This window comes from Methylocystis bryophila (assembly GCF_027925445.1).
Taxonomy (GTDB): Bacteria; Pseudomonadota; Alphaproteobacteria; order Rhizobiales; family Beijerinckiaceae; genus Methylocystis; species Methylocystis bryophila.
Map to the genome: position 1 here is coordinate 1,105,825 of NZ_AP027149.1, position 15,409 is coordinate 1,121,233.

The following is a 15,409-nucleotide window of genomic DNA, read 5'->3' on the forward strand; positions in this document are numbered from 1 at the left end:
GCGGTCATCTCGAGGCGAGCGCGGCGGCCTGAAACTTTCCGAAGACCATGTCGGGGGCCGAGAGATTGTGGCGCGACGGCAAATGCCGGCCCACCCAAAATTCGGTCGCGCTCGCGCCTGGGAAGCCAATCACCTCGGCCTCCTGCCAGCCCGAGCCGCGCTTTGTGCGCCAGGCGACGCGCGCCGCGTCGTTCATCGTCTGCATCGTGAACATCGAGCGCAGCGAGGCGAAGGGCAGCCCATCCGGCATTTCTGCGCTGTAGGAGACGTCCAGCACCATGCGCTCCTGGTCGATCTTGTCGATTCGGATGTGGGCCTCGCCGCCGCGCTTGAATTTCAGCACGAAGCTCTTCGTTTCCGGCTCGAAGATCACTTCTTCAAAGTCCACGATGGGGCGCTGCTGCGTTTCGACCGGGCCGATCAGAAAGGAGGAGCCATAGGCGGTCCAGCGCATTTCCTCATAGGGAAGGGGCCGCGCGCGCCAGTAGCCGTCGGGCGGATAGAACACCAGGATTTCCTCCGCGCGCTGGCGATAGCTCATCCAGACCTGCACCATGTGAAAGCCGCGCTCCACGCGGTCGCCCACGCGCACCGGCACGGTGGGGGCGCGCCAAAAGGCGTTGGGCGGGAAGGTGTAGCCGACGAGCCAGAACTCTGGCGTCTCCCAAAAAGTATGACGTCGCGTGTGCTCGACGACTCCGGAATAGTCATGGGAGAAGTCGCAGCTCGACCAGTCGGGCGCGTAGCGGTCCCTATCGATCATGTTGATGTAGGAAGGATGCACGGCCTGCACCTGCATGCGGCGCAGCCGGCTCGAGTAGAAGTCGAGCTCGATATTGTCCTTCTCGGCGCAAAGCTCCGGCGTCGAATTGTTCTCGACGCGAACCTGCAACTCCTCCTCCGGCTGCCCCTGCGCCAGGGCGCGTGGCGCGAGAGCAAGGCTCGCTCCACCTATGAGGAAACGGCGGCGATCGGTCCAAGTCATGGCGAGAGGGCCCTTGTCTGCGAAGGGTTCTGCTCTAGCGCAAAGGAGGCCTGACGCGCCAGAGGCAAGCCGGCCCCGAGCGTCGGGCGCAGCGACTTGGGCTCCACCTTGACAGCGGTTCGGGGCGCGAGCGGAGCCTCCCGATCGCGTTGACAGCGCGGGCTATATGTTATCAATGCTGCCGCTCATCCCGCACCGACAAGGAGGACCTACATGGCCGTGAGACTGGCGATCAACGGATTTGGCCGCATTGGACGCAACGTGCTGCGCTACATCGTGGAATCCGGCCGCGCCGATCTCGAGGTCGTCGCGATCAATGATCTCGGGCCGGTCGAGACCAATGCGCATCTCCTGCGCTACGACTCCGTGCACGGGCGTTTTCCGCAAAAGGTCACCGTCTCGGGCGATACGCTCGACGTCGGCCGTGGGCCGATCAAGGTCACGGCGATCAAGAACCCGGCGGAGCTTCCCTACAAGGAACTCGAGATCGATATCGCGCTCGAGTGCACGGGCCTCTTCACCGCGCGTGAGAAGGCGAAGCTCCTCCTCGACGCCGGCGCGAAGCGCGTGCTGGTCTCGGCGCCTGGCGAGGGCGCGGATCTGACGGTCGTCTATGGCGTCAATCATCACAAGATCACCAAGGAGCATCTCGTGATCTCCAACGCCTCCTGCACGACGAACTGCCTGGCGCCCGTCGCCAAGGTGCTGCATGACGCGATCGGCATCGACAAGGGGATCATGACGACGATCCACTCCTATACAGGCGACCAGCCGACGCTTGACACGATGCACAAGGACCTCTATCGCGCCCGCGCTGCGGCGCTGTCGATGATCCCGACCTCGACGGGCGCGGCGAAGGCCGTGGGCCTTGTGCTGCCGGAGCTGAATGGTCGTCTGGACGGCTATGCGGTGCGCGTGCCGACCCCGAATGTCTCACTCGTCGATCTGAAGTTCGTGGCGAAGCGCGCGACGAGCAAGGACGAGATCAATGCGGCGATCCAGGCCGCTGCGGACGGGCCGTTGAAGGGCGTGCTGGACTATACAAACGACAAGCTCGTCTCCACCGACTTCAACCACTGCCCGGCTTCCTCGACCTTTCACATGGACCAGACCAAGGTCCTCGACGGGACGCTCGTCTCGGTGCTGAGCTGGTACGACAATGAATGGGGCTTCTCGGCGCGCATGACGGACGTCGCTGCGGCGATCGCGAAGCTGATCTGAGGGAGCGCGAACCAATGGCGGAGCCAACATCCCCTACAGATGACCTCCGCCCCACCTCCAACCTCGTGGAGGACGAACGCCTCAACGAACTAGCAAAGCTTGTTAATGAGGCGTTCCCCAACCTCTCCTGTCTGCGCTGCTCGAATGAGCGATTCTACCTTGTCGAAAGTCGCAGCGTCGTGCCGCATGGTTCCTTCCAGCTGCCCGGGGACGCCTTTCCGAGGGGGCATTTTCATCACGTCGAACTCATCTGCTCTCGCTGCGGCTATGTCGAAAGACACGAGGTGACAGTTCTCAAGAACGCAACTAAGCCTATTATAAGCAAGGGATAAAAATGCAGAAACTCGACGCAAAACTCGATAGACTCGACGCGAAAATTGACGTTCAGTTTGCGGAGTTTGGCGGAAAGTTCGCGTCGATCAATGGGCGTTTCACGGGTGTCGAAGGTCGCCTCTCCGGCATAAGCGAGCGGTTCAACGCGCTCCCTACCGTCTGGACCATGCTCGGCATCGTCTTCACCACCTGGGCGCTCGGCTCGGGGATTTTGATCTTCGCGATGAACTACCTCAGAAGGTGACATGACCTCCTTCAAAACGCTCGATCACGCCGATCTCAAGGGCAAACGCGTCCTCCTCCGCGTCGATCTCAACGTGCCGATGGAGGGCGGCCACATCACCGACGCCACGCGCATCGACCGCGTGCTGCCGACGATCAAGGAGATCGCCGACAAGGGCGGGAAGGTCATCCTGCTCGCCCATTTCGGACGACCCAAAGGCGCAAGGAACGACGAGGATACGCTCAAGCCCGTCGCTGCGGCGCTGGCTGAGCATCTGCGTCGTCCCGTGGCCTTCGCCGACGACTGCGTGGGCCCGCCTGCGCAGGAGGCGATCGCCGCGCTGAAGGACGGCGACGTGTTGCTGCTCGAGAACACGCGCTTTCACAAGGGCGAGGAGAAGAACGACCCCGCCTTTGCGGAGGAGCTCGCGAATCTTGGCGATCTCTATGTGAACGATGCGTTTTCGGCGGCGCATCGCGCCCACGCCTCGACCGAGGGCCTCGCTCACAAGCTTCCGGCCTATGCCGGTCGCGCGATGCAGGCCGAGCTCGAGGCGCTCGAGCAGGCGCTCGGCGCGCCGCAGCGCCCCGTCATGGCGATCGTCGGCGGCGCGAAGATATCGACGAAGCTCGATCTCCTCGGCAATCTCGTGTCGAAGGTCGACTATCTCGTCATCGGCGGCGGCATGGCCAACACCTTTCTTGCCGCGCAGGGCAAGGCGGTCGGCAAGTCGCTCTGCGAGACGTCGCTGCTCGACACGGCGCGCGAGATCATGAGCAAGGCGAAGGCCGCCGGCTGCCAGATCGTGCTTCCCGAGGACGTGACCGTGGCGCTGACGTTCAAATCGCATGCGCCGGCGCATGTCGTCTCCGCCGACCATGTCGGCCCCCAGGAAATGATTCTTGACGTCGGACCGAAGGCGGTCGCCCATGTCGAAGGCCTGCTCGAAAAATGCAAGACTCTCGTGTGGAACGGCCCCTTCGGCGCCTTCGAGCTGCCGCCTTTCGACGAAGGGACGAGCGCCGTCGCACAAACGGCGGCGCGATTGACGGTTGAAGGCAAGCTCTTGTCGGTCGCAGGCGGCGGCGACACCGTCTCGGCGCTCAATCAGGCGCATGCTGCGCAACAATTTACTTATGTGTCGACGGCCGGCGGCGCTTTCCTCGAATGGCTCGAGGGCAAGGAGCTGCCGGGCGTCAAGGCGCTTTCGGCCTGAGATATGGGAGGCTGAGCGCCCCGCGCCGGGCTTCAAGAGGCTGCCTCCGCTCCTATGCGGCGGCTGGAAGGCCTATTGCGGCGACGGCACGACCTTGATTTTGGCCATCATGCCGCCGTCCTCGTGTTCGAGGATATGGCAGTCGTAGACGCACTCGCCGATTTCCGAAAAGGCGATGTCGAGCACGACCGGCGGGGAGGCGCATGAGCCATCTCGCCATTGCTCGACACTGCACACGCCGTTCTGATCGTTCATGACCTGATCGTTGATCTTTGGATTGGGCGCCGCCACGCCGAGGGGCAGATTGTCCTCCAAGACCCTGAAGCCAAGACCCCGAAGCCGACATTCGCTCCCGGACTTTTCGAGGCAGGCGGAGTGAGTGACCTTGACCGGGTCGAGCTTGGGCAGGCGATTGACGAAATGAAACTTCAGGACAGCGCTGCGGCATTGAGCAACAGGGTTTGCCACCATATCGGTGTGGCGCCAGTGCAACAGTCAAGCATATAATGGTTGATTGGAATCCTTCTTCATTTAAATCCCATAAGTGAGAATATCTCCAAAGTATATCTTCGCTCATTTACCTCGCTCGCCTTACAGGTTTAGTCTTCGCTCACGATCGGCGCTTTGCCGGCGCCGAAAAGGTCACGAGTGATGACGGCAGGCGAGCAGCAAAACGGAGCAGGGGGCCCACGAAGAGATCGTGCTGCGCCCTCGCTGGGAAAGAGGCTTCTGCTTGGAGGAAGTCTTTGCGTTCTCGCGCTCGCGTCAGACGCTGCGCTGGCTCAGCTCGCGCTTCCCGACATTCACATCAGCAAGCCGAAAGCCAAACACGTCGCGGCGCGCCCTGCCGCGCCGCGCCAAGTTGCCGGGTCCCACGGCGGCCGGCCCGACTCGACGCCGCGAGCCGCGACCAACCCTGTTCCCGCGCCAACCGCTGCGGCCAACACGGGTCCGACGCCCTTCCTTGCCCCCGGTCAGCAAGTGGGACGTGGCCCGAGCGGCGTCGTCGGCTATTCGGCGAGCGGCACGTCGACCGCGACGAAGACCAACACGCCGATCATGGATATCCCGCAGTCCATCACGATCGTCACGCAGCAGCAGCTCAGGGATCGCGACAGCGTGACCTTGCAGGAGGCGGTTTCCTATGTGCCGGGCGTCACGGTCGCCGGCGGCGAGGGCAACAGTGACCAGGTCGTCATCCGCGGCCAGACGACGACGGCTGATTTCTATAAGGACGGCGTGCGCGACGACGCCGAATATCTGCGCGATCTTTACAACATCGAGGCGGTGGAGGTGCTCAAGGGGCCGAGCGCCCTCACCTTCGGCCGCGGCGGCGCGGGCGGCATCGTCAACCGCGTCACCAAGAAGGCGGACGGCGAATCCATTCAGGAGCTCAACCTGAGCGGCGGCAGCTTCGGTCAAAAACGCGTCACCATGGACTGGGGCGGCGCCGTCACCGAGCACTTCGCGGCGCGGCTCAACGGCATGTATGAGCAGTCCTACGGCTATCGCAATTTCTTCGGTCTCGAACGTTACGGAATCAGCCCCACCTTCACCTGGAAGCAAGACGAGAACACGCTCGTCTGGCTCACCTATGAGCATTACCGCGATCACCGGACGGCTGATCGCGGCGTCAACTCGACTGGCCTCTGGTCCGTTTTTCCGGGTCTGCCGACCGACCTGATGACGAATTATGCTCCTGGCTATCCCTCGCCGGTCCCGAGCTGGTTCTTCTATGGCGACGCCAACCCGAGCGCCGCGCAAGTCAATTATTCCAAGGTCGACGTGAACTCGGTCGATCTCGCGGGCGAGCACAAGACGGACTTCGGCCTCGAAATCCGCGACCACATCCTCTTCGCCAATTATCAAAAGCGCTATCAGAACACCTTCACCGACGAGCCCGTGCTGCTTTACGAAGGCGGGGTCAACGGCATCACCGGCTATCGGCATAACACCCCGCGTCAAAACATCATCAACCAGCTCGACTTCGTCTACAGGTTCGAGACGACGCCGGAGGTCAAGCACACGGTGGCTTTTGGCGGAGAGGTTGGACATCAGTCATCAAAAAGCGATCGCGACTTCGCCTGCTTCAATTTCGATTGCGGCACGACCGAGGTCGACACTTTCTATCTGACGCCGACCATCTACAATCCGGTCAACTACGGCAACGTCGCCGAGCGGCGCCGCTCCGATCTGCTCACCGCTTCGGGCTATGTCCAGGATCAGATCGCGATCACCCAATATTTGGATGTGATCGCCGGCGTGCGTTACGACCGCTTCGATCTGAAATTCATCGGCAATGATTACGCCAATCCAAACCTCGCGGCGAGCGGGGACATGGACGAAGGCTCGGCGACGATCGACGGCTACATTCGCACGATCAACAATGAGTGGTCGCCGCGCGTCGGCGTGGTGGTGAAGCCAAATCCGCAGCTCTCGCTGTACGGCGTCTATTCGCGCTCCTTCTTGCCGCCCTCGGGCGATCAATTCGTTCTGATCACGCCCAATCTCGCGGCGCTGTCGCCGCAGGGAATCGAGAATTACGAAATCGGCTTCAAGGCGGAGCCGCAGCCGAACCTTTTCTTCACCGGCGCTCTCTACCTTTTAAATCGCTCCAATCAGCCGCTGGCGGTGAACTCCGTCAATTTCGTCGCGGGGAACACGAAGACGAGAGGCGGCGAGATTGGCGTCGTCGGGCAGATGACCGACAAATGGCGCGTGTCTCTGGGATACGCTCATCAAATCGGGCTGATCACCGCCATTGACGGCGGCGCGCCCTATCCGAACAATCCGTTGCAGACGGACGTCGGCCACAAGACGCCCAATGTGCCGCTCGACACTTTTTCGTGGTGGAACAAATACGACCTGTCGTCGTTCTTCGACGCCGGTCCGGGCGTGCTGGGCGTCGGTCTTGGTCTGATCTACAACGCCAAATTTTTTCCCGAGATCGACAATGCGATCATCGTGCCCGGTTATGCCCGCGTGGACGGCGCGCTCTATGTCAAGTTGAGCGAGAAGGTCAGCGCCCAGCTCAACGTCGAGAATCTCGCCGGCGCCCATTATTACGTGGCGGCGAGCGCCGACAACAACATCATGCCGGGCTCGCCGCGCCGCGCCATTGTCACGCTGCGGGCGAAGTTTTGATCGGAGGCCCGCGGCGGCGCGACCACCGCGGGAACGGCCCAGAGCGATGCGCTATCCGAGCGCTTTCGCCAGCTCCGCGACGATCGCGTCGCCCATGGCGCTCGTCGAGACGCTCGAGGGCGCGTTGCCCTTGATGTCGGCGGTGCGCAGCCCCTTCGCCAGCACGCCGCCAATCGCCGCCTCGATGGCGTCGGCGGCCTTGGGCAGATCGAAGGAATAACGCAACGCCATGCCGACCGAGCCGATCATCGCGATCGGATTGGCGACGCCCTTGCCGGCGATGTCGGGCGCCGAGCCGTGGCAAGGCTCGTACATCGCCTTGCGTTTACCCTTCTCGTCAGGCGCGCCGAGCGAGGCGGAGGGCAGCATGCCGAGCGAGCCGGTGAGCATCGAGGCTTCGTCCGAGAGCATGTCGCCGAAGAGATTGTCGGTCACGACGACGTCGAACTGCTTCGGCCAGCGCACGAGCTGCATGGCGAGCGCGTCGGCGAGCATGTGCTCGAGCTGCACGTCCGCATATTCGCGCTTGTGCAACGCGGTGACGACCTCGCGCCATAGATAGCCCGACTTCATCACATTGGCTTTGTCCGACGATGTGACCTTATTGCCGCGTTTTCTCGCAAGCTCGAAGGCGACTCGGCCAATGCGCTCGATCTCGAAGGTCTCGTACACCTGTGTGTCGACGGCGCGCTTCTGCCCCTCGCCGAGATCGACGATCTCCTTCGGCTCGCCGAAATAGACGCCGCCCGTCAGCTCGCGCACGATCATGATGTCGAGACCGTCGACGACCTCGCGCTTCAGCGAGGAGGCGTCGGCGAGCGCCGGATAGCAGATCGCCGGGCGCAGATTGGCGAAGAGGCCCAGGTCTTTCCTCAGCCGCAGCAGCCCGGCCTCGGGCCGTACGTCATAGGGAACGCCGTCCCATTTGGGACCGCCGACGGCGGCGAGCAGCACGGCGTCGGCCGCATGCGCCCGCTTCATGTCGTCTTCGCTGATCGCGACGCCATGAGCGTCATAGGCCGCGCCCCCGACGAGGCCTCTCTCGATCTCGAATTGGGCGACGCCCGCCCTCGTCAAAAGCGCGATGACCTTTTCCGCCTCGGCCGCGATCTCGGGACCGATCCCGTCACCAGGAAGAAGCAACAGCTTGAAGGCGGACATTCGAACCTCACCCTTTTCTTGTGATTGCCGCCAGGCGGCGTTTTCCGCTCTTAAGGCGCTCGTCAGAGCGGCGCAACCGCGCTCGGCGGCGCCCGCGACAATTGGTCCGATTCGGGCCGCTTGCCGAAGGCTCGGGACGCGTGCAGCTTGAGTTTGCTAAAAAGGTTCCGGCGCGCCGGCCCGCAACGGGCGGCGCCCAGGGGCTCAAAAAATGCAAAATGGGAGGAGATCAGAATGAACGGAAAGTCGTTTCTCGCGCCGGCGGTCCTCGTTGCGGCGCTTCTAGCCGCATCGCCTGCCGCAGCCCTCTGGCCTTTTGGATCGTCCGAGCCGACCGAGGCGGACGCGCGCAAGGTCTTCGAGAATCTGATCCATAAGAAATTCGATCCCGACGCGAAGATCGTCGATTTCAAGGTCGACCGCTTCTGGCGGCTCGACGTCGAAGGCGCCGGCCACGAAGGCGTTGAATTCTACTACACCATCAAGGTCGAATTCCCGAAGGGCGCCCATCTTGAATGCAAGCCGGACGCGGCCGGCAAGGTTTCGGAGGGCTGCTCGCCCAGCACCTATTACTCGACCACGATCCAAAACCAGATGATCAAGGAAAAACAATATATCGAGCCCGGCAAGGTGATCGAATTCAAGGACGAGACTCGCTTCGACAAGACCGACAGCGGCAAGTGGAAGGGCCAGGACGGCAACCTCTACTGAGCGCCTAGAGCGAATTCCGCAAAAGTTGACAGACTTTTGCGATCAGAATTCGCTCCAGCCTTTTGATTTGGCGCGATTCCTTATCGCTCGAACGTCTCCGTTCGAGCGGGAAACGCGCTAGAGCGAATTCCGCAAAAGTTGACAGACTTTTGCGATCAGAATTCGCTCCAGCCTTTTGATTTGGCGCGATTCCTTATCGCTCGAACGTCTCCGTTCGAGCGGGAAACGCGCTAGAGCGAATTCCGCAAAAGTTGACAGACTTTTGCGATCAGAATTCGCTCCAGCCTTTTGATTTGGCGCGATTCCTTATCGCTCGAACGTCTCCGTTCGAGCGGGAAACGCGCTAGAGCGAATTCCGCAAAAGTTGACAGACTTTTGCGATCAGAATTCGCTCCAGCCTTTTGATTTGGCGCGATTCCTTATCGCTCGAACGTCTCCGTTCGAGCGGGAAACGCGCTAGAGCGAATTCCGCAAAAGTTGACAGACTTTTGCGATCAGAATTCGCTCCAGCCTTTTGATTTGGCGCGATTCCTTATCGCTCGAACGTCTCCGTTCGAGCGGGAAACGCGCTAGAGCGAATTCCGCAAAAGTTGACAGACTTTTGCGATCAGAAGTCGCTCTAACCTTTTGATTTTGCGAGACTCCTTATCGCTTGAACGTTTCCGTTCCAGCGGGAGACGCGCTAGGAACTCCTCGTCGGCGAGGGTCGTCTGCCGGAGCGCCCGGCTCGGCGCCCCGGCAGCGCGCGGATCGCTTTTCGGACGGCGTCGGCGTTCTCCGCCCATTTGCGCGCCCGCGCCGTTCGTGTAAAACGCGCGCCTGGAGCATGTCCCGGAAAGGCGCCACGCGGTTTTTCGGTCAGGAGATGCTCTCAGTTTTTGATTTGGAGCGGGTCCTTTTCGTTCGCGTGATTCCACGCGATCGGGACGCGCTCTCACGCGAATTCCGCAGAAGTTGACAGGCTTCCGCGACCAGAATTCGCACCAGCTACTTGATCTGGCGTGGTTTCTTGTCCCTCGAACGCTTCCGTTCGAGGGACAAGCGCTTCAGAGACGGACCGCTGCGCATGACGCGCGCAAGGGATTGAGCAATGCAACAGGTCGTCATGGCGATCCATCTGATGACGGTGGTCGCCCTCGTCACATTGATCCTCTATCAAAAGTCCGAGGGTGGGGCGCTTGGTCTCGGCCAGAGCGGCTTCTTCAGCGGGCGCGGACAGGCCAACGCCTTGACCAGGGCCACGGGCGTCCTGGCCACGGTCTTCTTTGTGACGAGCATATTGCTGACCGTCCTCCCCGCCTGGGAGCGGCGCTCGCTCGGCGGCGAGGACTGGACCAAAGGGGTCGACCAGGAAAAAGTTCAGCTCAAGGAGATCAAGCCCGAGGCGGCGCCGCCGGCGCAGAAGGAAACTCAGATCCCCAAAGACAAAGAGAGCATTTTCGAACAGTTGAAGCGCGCGCAGGAGCAGCGTCAGTCGGGAGGCGGCGCGCCGGCGATGCGGAAGGCTCCCGAAGAGCCCGCGCAACCGACGCAAAAGCCCGAGGCCCCCGCCAGCGCGCAACCCGGCCCGACCCAGGCTGAACCCGCGCAAAAGCCCGAAGCGCCGAAAACCGAAGCCAAGCCGGAGGAGGCAAAGCCGACCGAAGCCAAGCCGGAGGCCGCAGCTCCCAAGCCGGAGGCGGAGCCGAAGGCCGCGACTCCCAAGCCGGAGGCGCCTGCCGCGACGCCGCCCGCGGCTGGAGCGTCGGAGCCCGTGCCGGCCCCGCGCGCGGAGGAGCCGGCCCCGGCCCCGAAGTCCGAGGCCAAGCCCGAGGACGCGAAACCAGCCCCGGAGGCTAATCCGGCGCCCGCCACGCCGCCGCCCCCGGTGCAGTGGAAGTCGCCGACGCGCTAGCGCGTTTCCCGCTCGAACGGAATCGTTCGAGCGATAAGGAATGGCGCCAAGTCAAAAAGTTAGAGCATGTCATGACCGGAAAACCGCTTCGCACTTTTCCGTGACATGCTCTAAAACCGCGGACGCGCTCGCGTCCGCGCCGATCACCGCATGAATTCGCGCTTCCTTCCCCCTTTCGGGGGCGGGCGGGAGCGTCGCCGACCCTTCCAGTGGCGCCCGCGTCTCCGAATTGGGGAAAGCGGCGTCAACGCACTAGCCGAAACGCTAATTAGGCGTTAGGCGTGAGGCCCCATGGCGCGCTACATCTTCATCACCGGCGGCGTGGTCTCCTCCCTTGGCAAAGGATTGGCCTCCGCGGCGCTCGGAGCCTTGCTGCAGGCGCGCGGATTCAGCGTGCGGCTGCGCAAGCTCGACCCCTATCTCAACGTCGATCCGGGGACGATGAGCCCCTATCAGCACGGCGAGGTCTTCGTCACGGATGACGGCGCCGAGACCGACCTCGACCTCGGGCATTACGAGCGCTTCACCGGCCGTCCCGCCTCGCGCACGGACAATGTGACGACGGGGCGCATCTATCAGGACATCATCACGCGAGAGCGGCGCGGCGACTATCTCGGCGCGACGATCCAGGTCATCCCGCACGTCACCAATGCGATCAAGGAATTCGTGCTCGACGAGAGCGACAGCGCCGATTTCGCGCTGATCGAGATCGGCGGCACGGTCGGCGACATCGAGGGCTTGCCCTTCTTCGAGGCGATTCGCCAGCTCGGCAACGACCTTCCCAAAGGCCACTGCGTCTATGTCCATCTGACGCTTCTGCCCTTCATCCCGAGCGCCGGCGAGCTCAAGACGAAACCGACGCAGCATTCCGTCAAGGAGCTGCGCTCGATCGGCATCCAGCCCGATATTTTGCTCTGCCGCTGCGATCGCGAGATCCCGCGCGAGGAGCGCCGCAAGCTCGCGCTGTTTTGCAATGTGCGCGAGGGCGCCGTGATCGAGGCGCGCGACACGCATAACATCTATGACGTGCCGCGCCTCTATCACGCGGCGGGCCTTGACGCGCAGGTGCTCGCGGCCTTCGGCATCGAGCCCGCGCCGCGTCCTGACATGAGCCGCTGGAATGCGGTGCAGCAGCGCATCAACAATCCCGAAGGCGAGGTCACGATCGCCATCGTCGGCAAATACACGGGAATGAAGGACGCCTATAAGAGCCTCATCGAGGCCTTAGCGCATGGCGGGCTCGCCAATCGCGTGAAGGTCAATCTCGAGTGGATCGAGTCGGAGATCTTCGAGACCGCCGACCCCGCCGCGCATCTTGGAGACGTTCACGGCATTCTCGTTCCCGGCGGCTTCGGACAGCGCGGCGCCGAGGGCAAGATCAAGGCGGCGCGCTTCGCGCGCGAGCGCAAGGTGCCTTATTTCGGCATATGCTTCGGCATGCAGATGGCGGTGATCGAAGCGGCGCGCGCGCTCGCGGGCGTCGAGGGCGCAAATTCGACGGAATTCGGCCCCTGCGAAGAGCCGGTGGTGGGTCTGCTCACGGAGTGGCTACGCGGCAATGAGCTCGAGCAGCGGACGACGGGCGGCGAGATGGGCGGCACGATGCGGCTCGGCGCCTATCCGGCGCGGCTCAAGGAGGGATCGCGCATCGCGCAGATTTACGGGCGGCTCGACATTTCCGAACGCCACCGCCATCGCTACGAGGTCAATAACGCCTATTGCGCGCGCCTGGAGGAGAAAGGCATGATCTTCGCAGGCGCCTCGCCGGACGGCAAGCTCCCCGAGACGGTGGAAATTCCTGATCATCCCTGGTTCATCGGCGTGCAATATCACCCGGAGCTGAAGAGCCGCCCCTTCGATCCGCATCCGCTCTTTGCAAGCTTCATCGCGGCGGCGAAGGCCCAGAGCCGGCTGGTCTGAGACGTCCTGCTGGCGGAGCTGCGCCGCGGCGCCGGCAGACTTGACTCGGCGCAACGGGTCGCGCCCAATCGCGCTATAAACTTTTAGAATCGATCGCCTTCTCTGCGTTCAGGCGATTTCGTCTGAACGCAGCGTGATCGAGTTTTCGACTTGGCGCGTTTCCCGCTCGAACGATTCCGTTCGAGCGGGAAACGCGCTAGCTGAAAGCGCTGGCGTTAGCGCCTCTATTCGCCTTGAATAATTGATCGGTGTCCTATGCAGGAGCGCGAAGCACAAATTCCAGAGGAAGAGTTTCGCCTCCTGGCCGATAACATGCCCGTCATGTGCTGGATCGCGGACACGACCGGCTACATTCACTGGTATAATCGGCGCTGGCATGAATATACTGGCACAACGGCCGCCCAAATGAAGGGGTGGGGCTGGCAATCTGTGCATGATCCGCGGATACTGAGCTCGGTGTTGGAGCTTTGGAAGACATCGCTTGCGACGGGGAAACCTTTTGAGATGGTTTTCCCGCTGAGAAGCGCCAAGGGCGAATACAGGCTGTTTCTGACCCGCGTCCAGCCTTATTATGACACCCAAGGCAATTTGAAATATTGGTTTGGGAACAACGTCGACATCACCGCGCAAACGGCCGCGGAGCAGGCGTTGAGCGACCTCAATGCGGATTTGCGCCGGGCGGCTGCTTTCGATGAAGCCGCGCTGAAGTGCCTTGGCGAGGGGCTGTACACGCTTGATCTAAATGGGCTGGTGACCTCCATGAACCCCGCCGCCGAGGAACTGCTTGGTTGGAGCTTTGCTGAGCTGCGCGGCAAGAAAATGCACGACATGGTTCATCACCATTATCGCGATGGGCGACCTTTTCCCGCCAGCGAATGTGCTGCGCTTCAGGCGCTCAGCGGCGGTGAAGCCTTGAAGAACCACGAAGACGTGTTCATTCGAAAGGACGGCGCGTTTTTCGACGTTGTCCATTCGATTGCCCCGCTTCGCGACGAGGACGGCAAAATCATCGGTCTTATCGGGGTTTTTAGCGATGTCACCGAGCGCAAGCGAGCGGAGGCGGCGCTGCGGGAGAGCGAAGCCCGGCTGCGGATGGCGACCGAGGCCGCGAAGATCGGCGCGTTCGACTGGAACGTCGAGACCGGCGTCAACACCTGGAATGCAGAACTCGAGGCGATCTATGGCCTTCGGCCCGGCGAATTCGGCGGGTCGCAAAGGGCTTGGGAGCAGTTGGTCCACCCCGATGATCGGGCTGGCGCCGTGGCCAAAGTGGAGGAGGCGCTGCTGACAGGCCAAGCGGTCGAGCACGAATGGCGTGTCATCTGGCCCGATGGCAGCGTGCATTGGATTGCAGCGAGATTTCAGGGCTTTAAGGACAGCGCTAACAAGCCGCTGCGTCTCATCGGCGTGAACATCGATATGACCAAACGAAAACAGGCCGAATTGGCGCTAGCGGAGAATGATCGGCGCAAAGATGAGTTCATCGCGACGCTCGCCCATGAACTGCGGAACCCTCTCGCCCCTATTCGCAATGGCCTTGTCGTTCTGCGCAAATCTGGCGGCCAAGGTCCGGCTGCGGAGCGCATGCAGGCCATTATGGAGCGTCAAGTCCACCACCTCGTCCGTCTCGTTGAGGATCTGTTGGAGGTCTCGCGAATCACTAGCGGCACGATAGAACTGAAAAGGGAGCGCGTGGCCCTTTCCATCGTCATCGATCTCGCCGTCGAAATGAGCCGCGAGGCGATAGACGCCGCCGGAATAGAGCTGCGGATCGCCTTGCCTGATCAAGCGCTCGTGCTGGACGCCGATCCGGTTCGACTGACGCAAATTTTTGGGAATCTTCTTTGCAACGCTGCGAAATACACGGATCGAGGCGGGCGCGTCGAAATCGCGGCGATGCGCGACGGAGATGACGTCGTTGTGAGCGTGGTTGATAGTGGAGTCGGCATTCCGAAGGAGATGTTGCCGCGAGTATTCGATCTGTTTGCGCGATTCAACCGGACGCTCGGCCGCGCGCAAGGCGGGCTCGGAATCGGCCTTGCTTTGGTGAAAAGCCTCGTTGAGCTGCACGGCGGCAAAGTCGAGGCGCAGAGCGATGGCGAAGGCTGTGGCAGCCGCTTCATTGTGCGACTTCCGACGTTCAATGCGGTAAAGCCGGATGAGCCGCCAAGGCGAAGCGCGCCGCGCTCGGCTGCGTTATTACCGCGCGTGCTGGTGGTGGACGACGCGGTCGACGTCGCTGACGCCTTTGCGGGGTTGCTCGAATGCCTGGGCGCGAAAGTTCGCGTCGCGAATAGTGGGGCCGAGGGTCTGAAGGCGTGCGTCGAGTTCGAGCCCGCGTTGATCTTTCTCGACATCGGCATGCCCGGCATGGACGGCTTTGAAACAGCGCGGCGTTTGCGCAAGCTTCCCGTTGGACGCGAAGTGACGTTGGTCGCCCTCACCGGCTGGGGAGAAGAGGAGACCCAGCGCCGAGCGAGAGACGCTGGTTTCGATCGGCACCTGACAAAGCCGGCCGACATATGCGAGGTCGAAGCGCTGCTCGATGGGGTCGCCCGCGCGTAACGTTGCTGCGACAGACTGTCGCCGAAACCCTCTCGC

At 62.2% G+C, this 15,409-nt stretch carries 11 protein-coding genes; 8 read left to right on the forward strand and 3 right to left on the reverse strand.

Going from position 1 to position 15,409, the window contains the following annotated elements:
* Positions 1-4 precede the first annotated feature (4 nt).
* A complete protein-coding gene (locus QMG80_RS05135) occupies positions 5-985 on the reverse strand; it encodes a hypothetical protein (protein ID WP_085771840.1) in 981 nt (326 codons plus the stop codon).
* Between the two features lie 213 nt (positions 986-1,198).
* Here QMG80_RS05135 and gap point away from each other — a divergent pair, with 213 nt between their 5' ends.
* From gap to QMG80_RS05150, 3 genes are all read left to right on the forward strand, one after another.
* Positions 1,199-2,206: a type I glyceraldehyde-3-phosphate dehydrogenase gene (gap, locus tag QMG80_RS05140; protein ID WP_085771841.1), complete on the forward strand. Its 1,008-nt coding sequence runs from the start codon at positions 1,199-1,201 to the stop codon at positions 2,204-2,206.
* 334 nt (positions 2,207-2,540) lie between these two features.
* The gene (locus tag QMG80_RS05145) at positions 2,541-2,783 is read left to right on the forward strand and encodes a hypothetical protein (RefSeq protein WP_085771843.1); all 243 of its coding nucleotides are present in this window, start codon (positions 2,541-2,543) and stop codon (positions 2,781-2,783) included.
* 1 nt (position 2,784) lies between these two features.
* Positions 2,785-3,978, forward strand: coding sequence for a phosphoglycerate kinase (locus QMG80_RS05150; protein ID WP_085771844.1), 1,194 nt, complete (start codon positions 2,785-2,787; stop codon positions 3,976-3,978).
* A gap of 72 nt (positions 3,979-4,050) precedes the next feature.
* On the opposite strand, the gene QMG80_RS05155 is transcribed toward QMG80_RS05150, so the two are convergent.
* Complete coding sequence (locus QMG80_RS05155) at positions 4,051-4,449, reverse strand: cupredoxin domain-containing protein (protein ID WP_085771845.1); 399 nt, start codon at positions 4,447-4,449, stop codon at positions 4,051-4,053.
* A 180-nt stretch (positions 4,450-4,629) separates the two neighbouring features.
* On the opposite strand from QMG80_RS05155, the gene QMG80_RS05160 reads away from it, so the two are divergent.
* Positions 4,630-7,122 (forward strand): TonB-dependent receptor, encoded by a 2,493-nt coding sequence (locus QMG80_RS05160; protein ID WP_085771846.1) that lies wholly within the window; start codon positions 4,630-4,632, stop codon positions 7,120-7,122.
* 51 nt (positions 7,123-7,173) lie between these two features.
* Here the strand turns inward: QMG80_RS05160 and leuB are convergent, their stop codons facing one another.
* A complete protein-coding gene (gene leuB, locus QMG80_RS05165) occupies positions 7,174-8,283 on the reverse strand; it encodes a 3-isopropylmalate dehydrogenase (RefSeq protein ID WP_085771847.1) in 1,110 nt (369 codons plus the stop codon).
* A gap of 234 nt (positions 8,284-8,517) precedes the next feature.
* On the opposite strand from leuB, the gene QMG80_RS05170 reads away from it, so the two are divergent.
* The 4 genes from QMG80_RS05170 (at position 8,518) to QMG80_RS05185 (ending at position 15,373) form a co-directional block, all read left to right on the forward strand.
* A complete protein-coding gene (locus QMG80_RS05170; protein WP_085771848.1) occupies positions 8,518-8,994 on the forward strand; it encodes a hypothetical protein in 477 nt (158 codons plus the stop codon).
* A gap of 1,090 nt (positions 8,995-10,084) precedes the next feature.
* On the forward strand, positions 10,085-10,888 hold the full coding sequence (gene secG / locus QMG80_RS05175; protein ID WP_085771850.1) for a preprotein translocase subunit SecG: 804 nt from the start codon (positions 10,085-10,087) through the stop codon (positions 10,886-10,888).
* Between the two features lie 291 nt (positions 10,889-11,179).
* Positions 11,180-12,808 (forward strand): CTP synthase, encoded by a 1,629-nt coding sequence (pyrG, locus tag QMG80_RS05180; protein ID WP_085771851.1) that lies wholly within the window; start codon positions 11,180-11,182, stop codon positions 12,806-12,808.
* A gap of 255 nt (positions 12,809-13,063) precedes the next feature.
* Positions 13,064-15,373, forward strand: coding sequence for a hybrid sensor histidine kinase/response regulator (locus QMG80_RS05185; RefSeq protein ID WP_085771852.1), 2,310 nt, complete (start codon positions 13,064-13,066; stop codon positions 15,371-15,373).
* The last annotated feature ends 36 nt before the right edge of the window (positions 15,374-15,409 follow it).